Below are 17,525 nucleotides of genomic sequence, written 5' to 3'. Positions count from 1 at the left end.
GCAGACTTTAGCAGACCTTAAAGACTCACCCGGGATTTCACGTCCCGAACTACAAAGCGGCCCTGAAACACCGCCACCGGATCGCCTTCGGGTGCCGCCGTGGGCTGACCACAGAACACCTCGGCGGTCAGGTCCAGGCGCCCCTTGCCGTGTTTCGCCAGACTCTTGCGGAACCGTTCCGGAACCTCTTCCCCGGGCAACCGGCAAACCACGTAAAAGTCGGAGGTCACCGGCTCCAGGTAATCAATGGTGCCGTTCTGAACCACCACCGTTGCCCTGAGTCCCAGGTCCCACAACGCCAGTTCGGTTACGCCCCAGGCGGTAGTAACCGCCGCCGCGTAAACGCTTCCACCGAAGCCCGTTCCCTGGTGGTTGCTGTTCGGTTCCAGGGGCGCGCTCAGAAGCAGCGAATGGCCATCCCAGGAATGCAGTTGAATACCCATGGCCCGGGAGAGGGGTATCTCGTCATGGACACGTTTCTGGAAAAGGGACAACTGGCTCATAACATCCTCCTGATATCGTTCCAGTTTAGGCCTGCGCCTGCCTTTTCCCTATGCGACTAACGTCGGTTTTTACCCCTACAAAAAAAGAGCCCGGCAATGCCGGGCTCTCTCTCGCCTGCAGACAGTCAGGCGTTACTGCCAGATCACCGGCTGACGCTTGGCGTACCAGCTGTCCACCTTCTCCTGGTAGGCGTCCTCGACCACATTGCGCTTGAGCTTCAGCGTCGGGGTCAGGAAGCTGTTTTCGATGGACCACTCATCGCTGACCACGGTAATGAACGCCAGCTGCTCGTGGGGGTCCACGGTCTTATTCACATCTGCAATCAGCTTCTTGAAGCTTTCCTCGATTTCCTTGCGGAAGGCCTCATCGGCCATCTTCGGCCGCACTTCCTCACCCAGCATGACCAGTGCATGAGGCTGGGTCTGGTTGGCGCCAGACACGCACACCATTTCAATGGCGTCGTGGGACATGAGCCGGTTTTCAATCGGCGCTGGGGCAATGTACTTGCCCTTGCTGGTCTTGAAGATCTCCTTGATGCGGCCGGTCAGCTTCAGGCGCCCCATCTCGTCGATCTCACCCTTGTCGCCGGTTTTCAGGAAACCGTCTTCGGTGAAGGCCTCGCGGGTTTTCTCCTCATCCTTGTAGTAACCCATCATGGTGGCCGGGCTCTTGATCTGCACTTCGCCCTCTTCGCTGATGCGTGTTTCCACTCCTGGCAGCGACTCACCCACGTAACCGGTGCGCGAGCGGCCCGGCTTGTTCATGTGTGAGTAGGCAAAGTTTTCCGACATGCCATAGCCTTCTAGCAGCTCAAGGCCAAGATTGCGGTACCAATCCAGAACATCGCTGGCCAGCGGCGCGGAACCACTGCCCGCCAGTTTCACCTTGTTCAGACCCAGGCCCTTGAGAATCTTCTTCTTGATCAGCTTGTTCACCACCGGAATCTTCAGCAGACGCTCCAGCTTCTGCTTGGGCAGTTTCTGCAGCACGCCGTGCTGGAACTTCACCCACAGACGCGGTACCGAGAGGAACAGGGTCGGCTGCGCCCGCTGCAGGTCCTGCACGAAGGTGTCCAGCGACTCGGCGAAGTACAGCTGGAATCCCGCGTAAAGCGAGGCCAGCTCAACAAAGGTGCGCTCGAATACGTGAGCCAGCGGCAGATAGGACAGCATGCGCTCATCGGAACCGACCTTCAGGACTTCCATCCCACCTTCGGCGGCAAACGCCATGTTGCCGAAACTGAGCATCACGCCCTTGGGCTTGCCGGTGCTGCCTGAGGTGTACACGATGGTGGCCAGCTCGTCGGCGTCCCGGTGAGTGTTCTCCTCAAGGGGAGGATACTTGGCAATGATGTCGTCCCAGGTTTCAAAATCATTTGGCGGGCTCAGCGGGTAGGATATGCAGCGCACGGACTCCGGCACGCCCGGCTTCATCATGTCCCAGTCGTCGAGCTTGCCGACAAACACCACCTCGCACTCGGCGTGGTTGAGGATGTAATTCACGGTGTCGGCGTTCAGGGTGGGATAAAGGGGAACGGAGATGTGGCCGGCCATCCAGATGGCCCAGTCAGTCATGATCCAGTGGGCGCAGTTTTTGGAAATCAGGCCAATTCTGCTTTTTTCCGGCAGATTGAGGGATTTCAGATAAGAAGCCATGCGTCTGGCTTCATCAACTGCGCGACCCCAGGTGTATTCCACCACCTTGCCATCGCCGATGGGCTGGGTCATGTACAGCGCGTTCGTTTTTTCTTTCTCCCAGTGATAGAGCATATCCAGCGGGAGTTTGTTTGTTGTGTCCATGGACCTTCCTTGCAATTCGTTATTCGAGTTATGGGTGACTTATTATTAGACTTTCGTAGGGTATTTCAACACATGATAGGCCGTCAAAACGTGACCGACGCAAAATAATTTCTGATCGCACCTATTTTAATCACGACAGATTACCCCACCCGCACCGAAAGCCCCAAAAAGCCTGCGGCAACCGGCCAGACACTACCCCGTAGGCCATGAGCCTGTGGTAAACTTGCGCACCTTCTGAATTTCAACATCACAGTCAACCAATCCGGAGATGGGCATATGGCCAAACGTACCCTGCGCACCCTGTTGGGTGCCACCCTGCTGGCAATGGCAACCCTCGTGCAGGCAGACGAACCCCGCACTGTCGCGATCACCCAGATTGTAGAGCATCCGGCACTGGACGCCGTTTACCAGGGCATCAAGGACGAGCTGGCTGAACGTGGTTTCAAAGAAGGTGAAAACCTTCAGGTGATGCACGAAAGTGCCCAGGGCAACTCGGCCATCGCCGCCCAGATCGCCCGCAAGTTCGTGGGTGAAAACCCCGATGTCATCGTCGCTATCGCAACACCCTCGGCCCAGACCGTAGCAGCCGCGGCCCGCAACACGCCGGTAATTTTCTCCGCCGTAACCGACCCGCTGGGTGCCAAGCTGGTGACCAACTTGGAAGCCCCCGGCGCCAACATCAGCGGCGTGAGCGACATGCTGCCACTGGACAAACACCTCGACATGCTCCTGCGCATCGTACCCGACGCCAAGCGCATCGGTACCGTGTACAACCCCGGTGAGGCCAACGCGGTATCGCTGGTAAACCTGTTGGAGGAGCGCCTTGCCGCCCGCGGCCTGGAACTGGTTAAAGGCGCAGCCACCAAGACCTCCGAGGTACTCGGCGCCGCCCGCTCCCTGGTAGGCAAGGCAGACGCTATTTACCTGACCACCGACAACACGGTGATCAGCGCGGCCGAAGCGGTAATCTCGGTTGGTGAGCGCGCCGGCATTCCGGTGTTTGCCGCCGATACCGCTACCGTTGAACGTGGCGCTGTGGCTGCCCTGGGCTTTGACTACTACGACCACGGTCGCCAGACCGGTGTGATGGTTGCCCGGGTGCTGAACGGCGAGAAGCCGGGCGACATGGCCGTGGAGACCATGGAGAAGCTGGACCTGTTTGTGAACCCGGCCGCCGCCGAGCGCATGGGCATCACCCTGTCTGACGAACTGATCGCCGAGGCAGAAAAAGTCATCGACAGCGCCCAGTAATCCCGAAACCCAACGGGCAGCCCTCACAAGGGGCTGCCCGTTTCTATTTAATGGTGATACCCGACCATGCTGAGTAACATCGCCCTCTATGGCGCTATTGAAACCGGCCTGATCTACGGCCTGGTAGCCTTCGGCATCTACCTGTCCTTCCGGGTGCTGGACTTTCCCGACCTTACCGTGGATGGCAGCTTTCCCCTGGGCGCAGCCGTAGCGGCCGTACTGATCATCGACGGCTGGAACCCCTGGCTGGCCACTGGCTGTGCAGTTCTTGCCGGAATGGCCGCAGGTGCCGTTACCGCACTTCTGAACGTAAAGCTCAACATTCTCAACCTGTTGGCGTCCATCCTCACCATGATTGCGCTGTATTCGGTAAACCTGCGCATCATGGGGCGCCCCAACGTGGCACTGCTCACCGAAGAAACCGTGCTCACGCCCTGGTACGACCTGGGCCTGCAATTCCACCAGGTACCGGTGTTGCTGTTCGTGATCGTGGTGTTCATCGCCCTGATCCTGCTCTGGCGGTTCATGAAATCCGAAACCGGCCTGGCCATGCGCGCCACCGGTGCGAACGCCCGCATGGCGCGGGCCCAGGGCATCGCCACGGGCGCCATGATCGTGCTCGGCGTTGCCCTTTCCAACGGCCTGGTGGGCCTCGCGGGCGCCCTGTTCGCCCAGAGCCAGGGGGCCGCAGACGTCACCATGGGCGTAGGTGTGATCGTCATTGGCCTGGCTTCGCTGATCGGCGGTGAGGCGGTCGTCACGCCCTCCACCGTGTTTCGTGCACTGATCGCCTGCGTGGTGGGGGCCATCATCTACCGTCTGGCCATCGCCTTTGCCCTGAACGCCGATTTCCTGGGCCTCCAGGCCCAGGACCTGAACTTGATTACGGCGGTTCTGGTAACCCTCGCCATTGTTCTGCCCGGCGTGCGCACGTCCATCGCCGGCAAACTGTCACGAAAAAAGGCCTGAGGAGACAACATGATCAGTGCAACCGATCTGCGGCTCACCTTTGGCAAAGGCACACCGCTGGAAAACCCCGCCCTCCGGGGCATGAGCCTCACCGTGAACCAGGGCGAATTCGTTACCGTGATCGGCAGTAACGGCGCAGGCAAGTCCACGTTTCTCAATGCCCTCGCCGGCGAAGTGTTGGTGGACAGCGGCCAGATCATCGTGGACAACCTCGATGTCACCAAACTGCCCACCCACAAGCGTGCCGGCCGCGTGGCCCGGGTATTCCAGGACCCGTTGGCGGGCACCTGCGAAGGCCTTACCATCGAGGAAAACCTGGCCCTGGCCATCAAGCGCGGTCAGCGCCGTGGCCTTACCTCGGCGGTCAAACGGCAGTATATGGAGCAGTTCCGGGACAGTCTCTCGTCCCTGAACCTGGGCCTGGAAAAGCGGCTGGGCGACAAGATGGGCCTGCTCTCCGGCGGCCAGCGCCAGGCCGTCAGCCTGCTCATGGCCAGCCTCACGCCCTCCAGCATCCTGCTGCTGGACGAGCACACCGCGGCCCTGGACCCAAAAACCGCCGCTTTCGTGCTGGAGCTGACCACCAAGATCATTGAGGAGCAGAAGCTGACGGCGCTGATGGTGACCCACAGCATGAAACAGGCGCTCGACGTTGGCAGCCGCACGGTGATGTTGCATCAGGGTCAGGTGGTGTTCGACATCGCCGGCGAGGACCGGGAGGGTCTGGAGGTTAAAGACCTGCTGGGCCTGTTCGAGAAGCAACGCGGACTGGAAGTGGACGACGACAGCCTGCTGCTGGGCTGAAGCCACGGCAGGAATAAAAAACGGGGCCTTAGCGGCCCCGTTTGTTTTTAACGGCAGGATCGGCTCAGTGGCCGTAAATGCGCATGGCCGTATTCGAGATGGCCAGGTTGTCCATGGCTACCGAGCCGATGGAAACACCGCCCACGAGCACGCCACCAATCCGCATATCTGCCTCGAAGAGCTCCATATCCACGGCAAGCGCTTCATCGCCAGCGGCGTTGCTGCCCTTGTAGATATCGAGATCTACGTTCGCGAACAGCCTCAGGGGCTGCGGCGCCGACAGGTCGTAATCCGCACCGGTCAGTTGCAGGTCGCGGATGCCGAGGGCCAGGAACGGCACATCGAAATCAAGATCGTCAATTGCGATATCCGTGAGCAGATTCAGCTTGTCGGTGGCAGTATCGATCCGAATGGTGCCGGAGCCGATCAACATGTCCATGTTGAAGTTATCCAGCACCGTGGTGCTGCCGCCGGTACCTGTCAGGTTCCAGGCGCCGGTGCTCATCCGGAAATCCACCGCGTTAAACGTGATAGGCAACAGATTGATGATGGCATCGCCATCCTGGGCAATGTCTATATTGATCCGGATGTTGTCCAGCCGATCAGTCGCCTGCCCGTTCAGGTTCAGGTTCATCTCCGAGAACATGTCGGTGCGGTTCGCACCGCCGATAAAGATATCGTTGACCTCAAGAGAGCCTTCATCGGTGTAGATGAAGCGATCGATGTTCAGTCGGGTTTCCAGCTCGATGGTCACACCGGCCTGGCCGGTGATATTGCCCATGGCCGAGTCGTCCAGCATCTGGATCTCGGCCATGGCCACGGGAGGCACACCCGCGACACAGAGCGCTAGCAAGGTTGGTTTCAGGCCTTTCATTATTATTTCCTTGTTTTGGTATTGGTCACATCCTGTGGGCCACTGCAATGTTCGACACCACCCTCATACTTTAACGACACGTATCGACGGGGTACGTGCAGAAGTCACATTCTGTCGGGCTTTGCAGCGCCATTGCCGGTGAATTTTTAACCACAACATATAGTAGTTATGAATTTTAAACCGCAACGCGCGGTTTTCCGGGAATTTTCGCCGATGCAAGCGCTCAACGATTGATTTTCTTTGCAGCATGCTCCCGTTCAATAGTTGCGTTCTTATTCACACAACACTATATCCTGTTATACTCCTCAAAAAATAAGCCCACATATAGGGCCAAAAACTTCCAGGCGGTCACAGCATCACAAGTGGCCGCAGGCGGCACCAGCCGCGCCAACACAACGATCTACAGACATAACCGGGCATCCGGGAGCAAAACCGCCTTCACAGGCAACCACCATATCTAGTGGTTTACACGGCTCCGCGGAACAAATCGCCCATGGCATTGATCAAAAGGGGTGCAGCATTGCTCCGCAGTGCTGTCAAAAAGAAGACATACTGGACATACCGAGGGTGGCAATGAACGCTAAGGCACAGGCAGTGGTAACGACAATTCCGATGCAGGAAGCCTCAATCGACATCTGGCACAGCAAATACCAGCTGAAGACCAAGAATGGCGATCCCGTAGACAAGGACATCAACGCAACCTATGAGCGCGTTGCCAAGGCCCTTGCCGAGGTGGAGAACAAATCCGTACGCACCCAGCACATGAAGAACTTCATCTGGGCCCTGCAGAACGGCGCCATCCCGGCCGGCCGGATTACCTCCAACGCCGGTGCCGAAGCGCACAAGCCGGCCACCTCCACCATCAACTGCACCGTCTCCGGTACCGTTCAGGATTCCATGAACGACATCCTGGAGAAGAACCACGAAGCCGGCCTTACCCTCAAGGCAGGCTGTGGCATCGGTTATGAATTCTCCACCCTGCGCCCGAAAGGCGCCTACGTGGCCGGTGCCGGCGCCACCACTTCCGGCCCGCTGTCGTTCATGGATATCTTCGACCGCATGTGCTTCACCGTGTCCTCCGCCGGTGGCCGCCGCGGTGCCCAGATGGCCACCTTCGACGTGCACCACCCGGACGTGATCGACTTCATCCAGGCCAAGCGCGAAGACGGCCGCCTGCGCCAGTTCAACCTCTCCCTGCTGATCACCGAGGACTTCATCGAAGCCGTGCGCAACGGCGACGACTGGCACCTCTCCTTCCCGGTGACTGAGAAAGAAGTGGAAGACGAAGGCCTGGACCTGAGCGACACCAGCCAGTTCGTGTACCGCGATTTCCCTGTGCAGAAAGGCTATGTGGTAAACGATGAAGGCAAGGTGGCCTGCCGCATCTACCGCACCCTGAAAGCCCAGTTCATCTGGGACACCATCATGACCAGCACCTACGACTACGCCGAGCCGGGCTTCATCCTGATCGACAAGGTCAACCAGATGAACAACAACTGGTTCTGTGAAGACATCCGCGCCACCAACCCCTGCGGCGAGCAGCCCCTGCCCCCGTATGGCAGCTGCCTGCTGGGCTCCGTGAACCTGACCAAGTTCGTGGACTACCCGTTCACCGATAAGGCCAGCTTCAACTATGAGAAATACCGCAAGGTAGTGGGCATCTTCACCCGCATGCTGGACAACGTGGTCGAGATCAACGGCCTGCCGCTGGCCGAGCAGCGCCACGAAATCACCTACAAGCGCCGCCACGGCATGGGCATCCTGGGCCTGGGCTCCACCCTGGCCATGCTGCGCATGCCGTACGGCTCTGAAGAATCCGTACAGTTCACCGAGGAAGTGGTGCGCGAGATGGCCGTGGAAGGCTGGCGTCAGTCCCTGGCCCTGGCCGAGGAAAAAGGCGTGGCGCCGATCATGGACGACGAGTTCGAGATTGACGCCAAGATGCTGAACAAGTGCCCGCAGCTGAGCAAAGACGGCTACAAACTGGGCGACAAGGTGAAAGGCCGCATCCTGCACGCCAAATACAGCCGCTACATGCAGCAGATTGCCAGCGTGGAGCCGAAGCTGGTTGAAGAGCTGGCCGAGAAAGGTGGCCGCTTCACCCACCACACTTCCATCGCGCCCACCGGCACCATCAGCCTGTCGCTGGCCAACAACGCCAGTAACGGCATCGAGCCGAGCTTCTCGCACCACTACGCGCGCAACATCATCCGCGAAGGCCGGAAGACCAAAGAAAAAGTGGACGTGTTCTCCTTCGAGCTGCTGGCCTACCGCCACCTGGTGAACCCGGGCGCCATGCCGTTCTCCGAGGACGAAGACAAGCAGCTGCCCGCTTACTTCACCACCTCTGATGACGTAACACCGGCGCAGCACGTGGACATCCAGGCCGCCGCCCAGAAGTGGGTAGATTCCTCGATTTCCAAGACCGCGAACGTTCCGACAGACTTCGCCTATCAGGATTTCAAAGACATCTACCTCTACGCCTACGACAAGGGCCTGAAGGGTTGCACCACGTTCCGCTTCAACCCGGAAGCCTTCCAGGGCGTACTGGTAAAAGAGAAGGATCTGGAAAACACGCTGTATGAGTTCACCCTGGACGACGGCAGCAAGGTGACCCTCAAGGGCAACGAACAGGTGGAGTACGACGGCGAAATCCACAACGCCGCCAACCTGTTTGACGCGCTTAAAGAAGGCACCTACGGCAAGTACTGATCCGGGAACCGACACAGGACAACGAACATGACAGTTAAAATCAGCAACAAAATCGTCGGCTACCGCGTAAAGAAAGCCGACCCCGAAGCCGCCGCCGAACACCAGGCGCCGGTACAGGCAGACACCAAGCCCGTTCAGATGAACGAATACATCGAACGGCCGGACTTTCTGCTGGGCACCACCTACAAGATCAAGCCGCCGGTGGCCGAGCACGCGATGTACATCACCATCAACGACATCCTGCTCAACGAAGGCACCGACCACGAAAGCCGGCAGCCGTACGAAGTGTTCATCAACAGCAAGTCCATGGAACACTTCCAGTGGGTCATCGCCCTCACCCGCGTTATCTCCGCGGTATTCCGCAAGGGTGGCGACGTAACCTTCCTGGTGGAAGAGCTGCGCAGCGTGTACGACCCCAATGGCGGCTACTTCAAGAAAGGCGGCGTGTTCATGCCCTCCCTGGTGGCTGAAATCGGCGCCGTGATCGAGAAGCACCTGAAGGCCATCGGCCTGCTGGAAAGCGAGGAAATGAGCGAAACCACCAAGCGCATCCTCGCCGAAAAGCGCGCCGAGTTCGAAGCCACCCACACCACGGCCACAAACGACGAAAAAGCCAGCGACTACCCCGCCAACGCCACCATGTGCGGCAAGTGCAGCACCAAGGCGGTGATCGTGATGGACGGGTGCGCGACCTGCCTGTCCTGCGGTGACAGCAAGTGCGGTTGAGGTGATTGACTGCGATGAGTGACGAGAAGGCCTGGAGTGAAAGCTTCGGGCCTTTTTGTTTGGAGAGATGTAATCATTTGACCGCTTCGTGATTGCCAGAGATGCGACCGTTTCATGATCACACAATCATAGCGCACAGCTGAGAGTACGGACTTTGCAACTAACTGTTTTTGGCGCTAGTTTGAGGGAGTAATGCTGGGATTGTTGGAATTATGAAACGCAATAATAATGTAGTCAGATTTGTGGGTGGGATTTGGCTGCAATCCGATTACTTTTATGTGTCCATTGGGGTCTGAATGCTGAAATTCCTGTCGTGGATCGAGCTACTGCTATCAGCATTTTAATACTGGTGGCATTTTGGGCGGTGTTGCGAATCTGCGAAGGTCGACCATATAAATTTGATTGCGAGGCTTGGTTAATTCTCGGAGTAAATCTTTTCTTTCCGGTTAGATGGCTTAGTCTGGTTTGCTCAGTTTGGTCATTAAAGAGTGGGTCTTGGAGCCCGCAAAATGGGTTCGTTGCAGGGTGCTTGGCGGTGATGTCCTATTGGTGGTTGCATGCTTAACGGGCCAACACATAACAAGGCGCATCAATTCGCGGCCTGCGGCCGCTGGAAGCCCTTTCCATTGCGGTTGCCCCTCCATTCCGAGCGCGCCATTGTGCGCTGGCGTTATCTAGAGGTACTGATTCATGGCTGAAATGGAATTTAGGGCTAAAGACGGCAATTCATACACAATCAAGATTGACGACAAAGGCGAAAGGATTGAGGTGTTTCTACAGGGTGTAAATCTTGGGCACATCCTTCTTGAGCGTAGATGCGATCCGCCTATTGAGCCGGAGCACTTTTATATCAACGATCTCGCGTTGAATAAGTACAGGGGCAAAGGGCTAGGCGAAGCAGCGTTGTTATTCCACATAAACCAATTCGGTGTACCAATTCTTGCAGCCAGAGAGCATGGCCCAAAGCGAGAAGATGGCAGTCATTTAATAGACGATGGTGTTCCTTTCATAAGAAGAATGCGGGAGAAAGGTATTGTATGTCCTGAGCCGGAAGAACGGGACTAGATAACAAGTCACGATAGACGGACGCTTGAGACGTGCCGCTTCGTTTTCGCGTTAGTTCTCAAAAATATCGGAGAAATTAAATGGCAATAGAATTTATTGAAATAGCAGTGCCAGTCATTAGTTCTGTTGTTACAGTGATTTTTGTGTTTTATATAAAGGGGTTTTTAAGCGACAGAAGCGCTTACTCTAAGTTACGCAAGAAGCTCGAAAATGTGGCAGGAAAGAATGCCACTATTGTTTACCCCGGGGCGGGCGATATAGGCGGTACACTGTACAAGATTATTGAGATTGGCAAAGAAGGTATTACGATTGAAAATCCGGTTCATAAAATATTTCTTCCTGTATCGCAAGTGCTCAGGTTACCAATGGTTCTACCAGTTGATGACTATAAAACCATAAAGGAAGATTATGAAAAGGAGCAGCTTGAAAAAGTCAGCGGCGCTTTGTTTGAACCACTGTTTGAAAAATTGGAAGAAAGTTTTGAGCAAAATGTAACGCAGCCAGGAAGTGAAATCGGTGCGAGTATAGAAGTCAAGGTTATTAACATTCTAGAAGAAAAAGGTCTCCTAATTGCTGCACCAAGCGAAAAGTAAAAAGCTAACAAGTGCAGTCACCTGACACAAATTGCTACGCGCCTTTTTTTGTTTTCACTACGCTCAATTATACACAAACGGCACTTCACAATTTGTGCAGATGCTACAAGCGTTATGCAGCCCAGCAAGCTTTCATGGATAAGGATATATGAATAAAGAATTTACTCTTCAGCTTCCAAAAGCGGACGGTGGCACTCAAAACATAACCACGAAACGAAGTCTGCTAGTGATTGGTGCAAATGGATCGGGAAAGACAAGGCTAGGTACTTGGATTGAGCTCGAATCGCCGCAAAAGGATCGCGTCCATCGAATTTCTGCACAGAAATCCTTATCTATGCCCGATAACGCTACGCCAATGTCAATCGAAAGAGCTGAAAAGGCATTACTTTATGGATACGCGGACGCTCAGGAGGAAAACGCATCTGCGTACAAGAGCGGACATCGCTGGGGAGACAAGCCTGCGATTTCTTTGCTAAATGACTACGAAAAGCTAATGGTCTTCTTGTTCTCTGAACATACAGAGGAAAGTGCAAAGTACCTCGCGGCGTCGAAAGCTTCGAGCCGGAAAATAAAACCTCCGATCACTAAGTTAGAGCGGGTTAAGGAAGTATGGGAGAAAATACTTCCTCATCGCGAATTGATCCTTGGAGGGCTCAGAATACAAACACGCGTAAAAGGACAGCAAAATAAAATTTATAATTCTTCTGAAATGAGTGACGGTGAGCGGGTCATTTTCTACCTGATTGGCCAATGCCTAGCGGCGCCGAATAATGGAATCATAATAATTGATGAGCCAGAAATACACCTGCATAAATCTATTCAGGCTCCGCTGTGGCGGGAGATTGAGAGTATTAGATCGGACTGCCTTTTTGTCTATATGACGCATGATGTAGATTTTGCAGTAGCACTTCATGAATCGGAAAAGATATGGCTTAAAAGCTACGATGGTTCCTCTTGGGATTGGGAGGCTGTGCCAGAAGTAGAGGGGCTCCCAGAGTCGTTACTTATCGAGATACTCGGCAGTAGAAAACCGGCAGTATTTGTAGAAGGGGAAAATGGGAGCTACGACGTATCATTGTATAGAGCCGTATTGAGTGATTATTTAGTGATTCCTAGCGGGTCCTGTACTCAGGCCATCCAGATGGTCAAGGCATTACGTAACAATCGACGATTTCACCACATGGATGTTTTTGGAGTGATAGATAGGGATCGTAGAATCGATCAAGAAATTCAAGCGTTGGCACAGCAAGGAATTTATACACTAAACGTGGCCGAAGTAGAGAACTTGTTCTGTGTCCCAGAAGTGATATCTATTGTAAGCCAACAGTTAATGCGAAATGTAGAGACGGACAAAGAGTCGGTTAAAGCGTTCGTAATAAAAAAGATTGAGTCTGAATTAGATAATCAAATATCTATGCGTGTAGCATCCGAGATTAAATTTCAGCTGAACTGTTTCGATGAAAAAGCAACAGGAGTAGATGCGCTCAAAAGCGCACTTCAGGCGCTCCTCTCGAATATCAGTGTTGATGAACTGTATGAAGAGAGCCGAACTCTTTTCCAAAGGGCGGTCAAAGAAAAGGACTACTTGTTAGCCCTGAGATTATATAATAGGAAATCCTTAGCAAGTCAAGTTAGTAAGCACTTGGGGCTTGCTCACGGGGAACTGGCTGAATTGGTTGTTCGGTTGGCCAACAGTGATAGCAGGGCTTTAGTTAAACAAGCGATAAAACCTTACTTTGGAGAGTTTTCTGCAAAGATTTCATAATAAGTGGCTGTTGTCGGATGTGGACTTCCCCCACTTCAGTGGCCACGCATCGATAACTCCGCAGGGGGAGCAAACCGATGCCGGAAATGAGCACGGCCTGCGGGCGCCGTTGTGCGCTGGCGATAGGCTTTCGTAAGAGAAATGATTAAGAACTCGTTTATAAAGAAACAGATTGAAAAGTCAAAAAGAGAAAGAAGAACTTCTGATTTTCTCAGGAGGTTGATCTTTTTCGTAGTGGAGAAGTCACTAATAGAACACTACGGTGATGACTACTCTATGAAGTGCTTGCAATCTTCGGTGGTCATATCGAAGATATTGAATGATCTAGGAATTAAATCTAGAGAATTTGTCGGAGCTGTTTGTGTATCGCAAGTATTCAAGGACTCTACTAGGCTTCCTAGTTGGAATGGGTTTTGGGGTGAGGACCATCATGCCTGGACTATCACAGAATATGGGGAGGTGGTAGACCTAACAATTAGTGCTCTTCATGCTCATCCAATGTCTAAAGAATATAACCAAGTACCTATGCCTCCCGTATGGTGGGGTGATACAGAGCATTGGCCTCAAATTCTTCGGTATCTTCCTGAAGGGGCCGTAAAACTCGACTTACCAGAAAATGACGCTGAAGATTTAGAAGAATTTACTGCTAGAGTACTAAAAGAGCTTGAACAAACGCTTCATAATAAAAGTGTAGATGAAGTTGAGTATTCACCAATACTCCACGGAATAGATGCTTTAAATAAGTTACATGAGTCGGGCCACCCTTGGTTAAGAGGTAGCTATGTACTGCAAGAGGCTAACATTCCTCATCCTCCCTGGGTAGCTGAAAGAGAACGACAACTAATGAGTGAATACAGTGCTAAAAATCAAACCTAACAATTGCATTCAGCCGACCCATTTCCGCAGCCTCGTTTGTGCGTAAATCCCACAAGCCTCACGCCACTACAATGGTTGGCTGGTTCTGAGCGTTATGCGCTTTAGCCGAACGAAAATACTATGGAAGACATATGCCAAAAAAGCAAAAGATAGTCCTTTTTCTCGGAAATGCCGATCGTGAGGGTGTTACCGAAAAGTTAAAAGCTGTTGGAACCCTTTATAGACGGAAAATGCTAGAATCAAAGCCTGAAAACTGGCTTAAGATCATAGACATCTTTAATGACTATGACGTTACCTCTGTGGTCGTTAAATTAACAAATACTTCCTTTGGCCTTCTTTGTTTAGAGGAATACAAAGGGCTTAGAGAAAATATCCTCAGACTTATTTCCTCCAAACCTAATTTGATATTGGCTCATGAATCCCTTATGACGGGTGAGAAAGCCAATGACTACGTTGACTATCTGGCAAAGTTAAATGACTATGATCCCGATTTGGATGAAGAATATCAGTACTTGCGGTCAGAATACGACAATATATTTGAGCCGCCAAAAAGGGAAATCGTTGACGAAGTGATTGATCTGTTCGCGGATCATGGAGTTACGATAACTCCCTATAATAAAAATGTAGAACTTAGTCTTATTGCCTCGTCTTTCATAGATAAAAATGAAAGTGATTTGATATTTCGTATCTACGTTCCTTCAGAGAGAATGTGGGCTAGTGAAGCAGAAAAATTATTGAAGCTATTCAGAGATTATCTACATAAAGTTTCTGGTTTGAGTGTTAGGCAGGATCAATATACAACTAACCAAGGAGTTGTTTACGAGTTTTTTGGCGGAGACGGAGTAGATCCAAATCTACTACCACAAAAATTTGATGAATTTTCCAGCTTTATGGAATCTTGTGTTTCGAACCCAGAATCTGCTCAAGCACTATTAGATTCAACACATTTAAATAAGAGTGAGATATTCAATCTTGTAGAAAAATACAGCAAGGAAGCCAGAAGGTTGCATGTAGATATAAAGCAAGAAAGGGAAAGAAAAATTCTTGCCATTAGGCACGGCTTAGAAAGCGAGCTTTCGGAACATGTGAGAACTGATCATGATTGGGAAGTAATTGGAAGGGTAATAGAGGCAAGCGTCCCACCTGTCAGTGGCGTTTCGTCTGCGCTAGCCATTGATAGAAAAATTCAACCCATACCGAACAACGATCTAACGGTAAATATAAATCCGCAAATCATTGATACGGTAAATGGTGTGATTGCCCAAAATATAGTAGGTGACCAGCATCTAGCGGCTGATGCAAAGCAGTTGTTAGAAATAATTGACCGATATGCAGGTAAAGACAAAGCGGTTCTTGCATCTTCTGTGCATGAATTGTCTGATAAAAGTGCTAAGCCTGAAGAACGAATAACTGCGAAGCACCGACTAAAAGGATTCTTGTTTTCGGTTGGAAGTAAGATTGGTGATGTGACTGCGGGCGTTCTTCAGTCATATATTGAAAACCAAATCGGACTCTGACCTGCGTATAATCGGATTGCCGCGCAGAAAGTAAGCTGTTTCCTGCAGCGCCGCAGGGTTTCACAATCGGCCGGTCATGGATCGATTTCCAACGAGAGAGTTTAATGAACCGGACCTTGAGCCTCCGGCCCGCCACCGAAACCGACCTGCCCTCCATCGTTTCCCTGTTTACCGATTCGGTCCATCAGCTTGCAGCCCGCAGCTATACGCCAGAGCAACGCGCCGCCTGGGCGCCGGAAGTTCCTGATGAAGAGCAATGGCGATCCCGGCTGACAAGGGTGGAAACCTTAATCGCAGAATCCGATGGCACCATGGCGGGCTTTATCTCTTTCACCGCGGGCGGCCACATAGAGTTCCTTTTCACTGCGCCGGCGTTCTCCCGCCGAGGCGTCGCATCGTTGCTCTATGAGGCTGCCGTAGAACGCCTTCTCGCCAAAGGCGTCCGAACGCTGACAACAGATGCCAGTCTCGAAGCCCGTCCCTTTTTTGAATCCAGGGGTTTCTCGGTGGTGGAAGCCCAGACTGTAGAGCGCGATGGCGTTCAGCTCCAGAGGTTCGCCATGGCTCGGTGCCTGAGTCAGAGCGAATAAAAACCCATCCGGGAAACCCGAAAAGATCTGTTAGTCTCCGCACGAGCGTATGTCGCGACTAGGTCTGAACGGATCTACCCTGTTATCCAGGCAATCGCCAAACCCGACCGGAGGCCAAACGTGAGCGATCCCCGCAGTGACGATACCGACCAGGCCTTTCTGCAGGATGCGGTTCAACTGGCCCTCGACTCCGTCGACCAGGGCGGCGCCCCGTTCGGCGCTGTGGTGGTTCACAACGGCCGGGTGATTGCCCGGGCGGGTAATCGGGCGAAGCAGGATTGCGACGCCACCGCCCACGCGGAGGTTGCCGCCATACGGATTGCGGGCCAGGTGCTGGGTAACGCCCACATGCCGGAAGCCACCCTGTACGCCAGCTGCGAGCCCTGCCCCATGTGCCTGGCGGCGCCCCACTGGGCTCGGATTCCCCGCATCGTGTATGCCGCACGCCAGGAAACGGCCAACCGGGCCGGCTTTGCCGATGGCAACATTGCCGAACAGCTGTACGGGCAAATTCACCCCGTAAACCCGGAACAGCTCGGGTTGTGTCACATTGAAATCGAGAACTCGGCGGCGCCTTTTCAGGCCTGGCTGAGAAAGCACGAAGGAGGTCTACGATGAACATTGAACTCACCGGTAAAACGGCCATTGTCACCGGCTCCACCCAGGGTATTGGCCTGGCCATTGCCAAGGGGCTGGCCGGATCTGGGGCCACGGTTGTGGTCAACGGCCGCAAGCAGTCGAACGTGGATGCCGCTGTAGCCGAAGTTCGCGAGAGTGCGCCCGACGCAACCGTTCGCGGGGTCGCTGCCGATCTGGGCACGGCCGAGGGCTGTCAGGCGCTGGTGGATGCCGAGCCGAGCGCAGATATCCTGGTAAACAATGTCGGTCTGTTCGGCCCGCAGGACTTTTTCGATACCCCGGACGACGACTGGCAGCACTTTTTCGACGTCAATGTGATGTCTGGCGTGCGCCTGTCGCGGGCTTACCTGCCGGGCATGGAAAAGAAAGGCTGGGGCCGGGTGATTTTCATCTCGTCTGAATCCGGCCTGAACATCCCGGCCGATATGATCCACTACGGCTTTACCAAAACCGCCAACCTCTCGGTGTCGCGCGGCCTGGCCAAGCGCATGGCCGGTACCGGCGTCACCGTCAATGCCGTACTGCCCGGGCCGACCATGTCTGAAGGCGTGCAAGGCATGCTCAGGGAGGCCGCGGAGAAATCCGGCAAGAGCCTCCGGGACACCGCCATCGACTTCGTGAGAGCTGAGCGGCCCAGCTCCATCATCCAGCGACCGGCGGAAGTGGATGAAGTCGCCAACCTGGTGGTTTATGTGGCCTCTCCCCTGTCATCAGCCACCACCGGCGCTGCACTGCGGGTGGACGGTGGTGTCGTTGATTCGATTGCCTGACGGACAAGGGCGGGAATAGGCAATCCTTGCGAAACAGCGGAGGAAAAGCCTATTCCCGCCGAGAAACACCG

General features: G+C 53.9%; 16 protein-coding genes. 13 read left to right on the top strand and 3 right to left on the bottom strand.

The window, feature by feature from the left end:
• Positions 1 to 17: 17 nt before the first annotated feature.
• Both BM344_RS00620 and BM344_RS00615 read right to left on the bottom strand, forming a co-directional pair.
• On the bottom strand, positions 18 to 503 hold the full coding sequence (locus BM344_RS00620; protein ID WP_091984796.1) for a thioesterase domain-containing protein: 486 nt from the start codon (positions 501 to 503) through the stop codon (positions 18 to 20).
• Positions 504 to 635: 132 nt separating this feature from the next.
• Complete coding sequence (locus BM344_RS00615) at positions 636 to 2,303, bottom strand: AMP-binding protein (protein ID WP_091984794.1); 1,668 nt, start codon at positions 2,301 to 2,303, stop codon at positions 636 to 638.
• A 276-nt stretch (positions 2,304 to 2,579) separates the two neighbouring features.
• Here BM344_RS00615 and BM344_RS00610 point away from each other — a divergent pair, with 276 nt between their 5' ends.
• The 3 genes from BM344_RS00610 (at position 2,580) to BM344_RS00600 (ending at position 5,327) form a co-directional block, all read left to right on the top strand.
• On the top strand, positions 2,580 to 3,554 hold the full coding sequence (locus BM344_RS00610) for an ABC transporter substrate-binding protein (RefSeq protein ID WP_091984792.1): 975 nt from the start codon (positions 2,580 to 2,582) through the stop codon (positions 3,552 to 3,554).
• A 66-nt stretch (positions 3,555 to 3,620) separates the two neighbouring features.
• A complete protein-coding gene (locus tag BM344_RS00605; protein ID WP_091984790.1) occupies positions 3,621 to 4,523 on the top strand; it encodes an ABC transporter permease in 903 nt (300 codons plus the stop codon).
• Positions 4,524 to 4,532: 9 nt separating this feature from the next.
• Positions 4,533 to 5,327 (top strand): ABC transporter ATP-binding protein, encoded by a 795-nt coding sequence (locus BM344_RS00600; protein WP_091984787.1) that lies wholly within the window; start codon positions 4,533 to 4,535, stop codon positions 5,325 to 5,327.
• Positions 5,328 to 5,391: 64 nt separating this feature from the next.
• On the opposite strand, the gene BM344_RS00595 is transcribed toward BM344_RS00600, so the two are convergent.
• The gene (locus BM344_RS00595) at positions 5,392 to 6,201 is read right to left on the bottom strand and encodes a DUF6160 family protein (protein WP_091984785.1); all 810 of its coding nucleotides are present in this window, start codon (positions 6,199 to 6,201) and stop codon (positions 5,392 to 5,394) included.
• A gap of 573 nt (positions 6,202 to 6,774) precedes the next feature.
• Here BM344_RS00595 and BM344_RS00590 point away from each other — a divergent pair.
• The 10 genes from BM344_RS00590 to BM344_RS00550 all read left to right on the top strand — a co-directional run bounded on the left by BM344_RS00590 (position 6,775) and on the right by BM344_RS00550 (position 17,454).
• Positions 6,775 to 8,913, top strand: a complete 2,139-nt coding sequence (locus tag BM344_RS00590; protein WP_091984781.1) for an adenosylcobalamin-dependent ribonucleoside-diphosphate reductase — start codon at positions 6,775 to 6,777, stop codon at positions 8,911 to 8,913.
• A gap of 27 nt (positions 8,914 to 8,940) precedes the next feature.
• Positions 8,941 to 9,639 (top strand): TSCPD domain-containing protein, encoded by a 699-nt coding sequence (locus BM344_RS00585; protein ID WP_091984778.1) that lies wholly within the window; start codon positions 8,941 to 8,943, stop codon positions 9,637 to 9,639.
• A 690-nt stretch (positions 9,640 to 10,329) separates the two neighbouring features.
• Positions 10,330 to 10,704, top strand: coding sequence for a hypothetical protein (locus BM344_RS00580; RefSeq protein ID WP_091984775.1), 375 nt, complete (start codon positions 10,330 to 10,332; stop codon positions 10,702 to 10,704).
• An 80-nt stretch (positions 10,705 to 10,784) separates the two neighbouring features.
• Positions 10,785 to 11,297, top strand: coding sequence for a hypothetical protein (locus BM344_RS00575; RefSeq protein ID WP_091984772.1), 513 nt, complete (start codon positions 10,785 to 10,787; stop codon positions 11,295 to 11,297).
• A 148-nt stretch (positions 11,298 to 11,445) separates the two neighbouring features.
• Entirely contained in the window at positions 11,446 to 13,062 is a 1,617-nt protein-coding gene (locus BM344_RS00570; protein ID WP_091984769.1) for a DUF4435 domain-containing protein, read from the top strand.
• Between the two features lie 141 nt (positions 13,063 to 13,203).
• Complete coding sequence (locus BM344_RS17470) at positions 13,204 to 13,938, top strand: hypothetical protein (RefSeq protein ID WP_139229614.1); 735 nt, start codon at positions 13,204 to 13,206, stop codon at positions 13,936 to 13,938.
• Between the two features lie 131 nt (positions 13,939 to 14,069).
• The gene (locus BM344_RS00565; protein WP_091984766.1) at positions 14,070 to 15,455 is read left to right on the top strand and encodes a hypothetical protein; all 1,386 of its coding nucleotides are present in this window, start codon (positions 14,070 to 14,072) and stop codon (positions 15,453 to 15,455) included.
• A gap of 104 nt (positions 15,456 to 15,559) precedes the next feature.
• Complete coding sequence (locus BM344_RS00560; protein ID WP_091984764.1) at positions 15,560 to 16,045, top strand: GNAT family N-acetyltransferase; 486 nt, start codon at positions 15,560 to 15,562, stop codon at positions 16,043 to 16,045.
• A 120-nt stretch (positions 16,046 to 16,165) separates the two neighbouring features.
• Positions 16,166 to 16,663 (top strand): nucleoside deaminase, encoded by a 498-nt coding sequence (locus BM344_RS00555; RefSeq protein WP_208603360.1) that lies wholly within the window; start codon positions 16,166 to 16,168, stop codon positions 16,661 to 16,663.
• On the top strand, positions 16,660 to 17,454 hold the full coding sequence (locus BM344_RS00550; RefSeq protein WP_091984759.1) for an SDR family NAD(P)-dependent oxidoreductase: 795 nt from the start codon (positions 16,660 to 16,662) through the stop codon (positions 17,452 to 17,454). The genes BM344_RS00555 and BM344_RS00550 overlap by 4 nt, the downstream gene beginning before the upstream one ends.
• Positions 17,455 to 17,525 lie beyond the last annotated feature (71 nt).

Source organism: Marinobacter gudaonensis (genome assembly GCF_900115175.1).
Lineage (GTDB): Bacteria > Pseudomonadota > Gammaproteobacteria > Pseudomonadales > Oleiphilaceae > Marinobacter > Marinobacter gudaonensis.
Note: the sequence above shows the minus strand (reverse complement) of the source record. Positions and strands in the feature narration are given on the sequence as shown.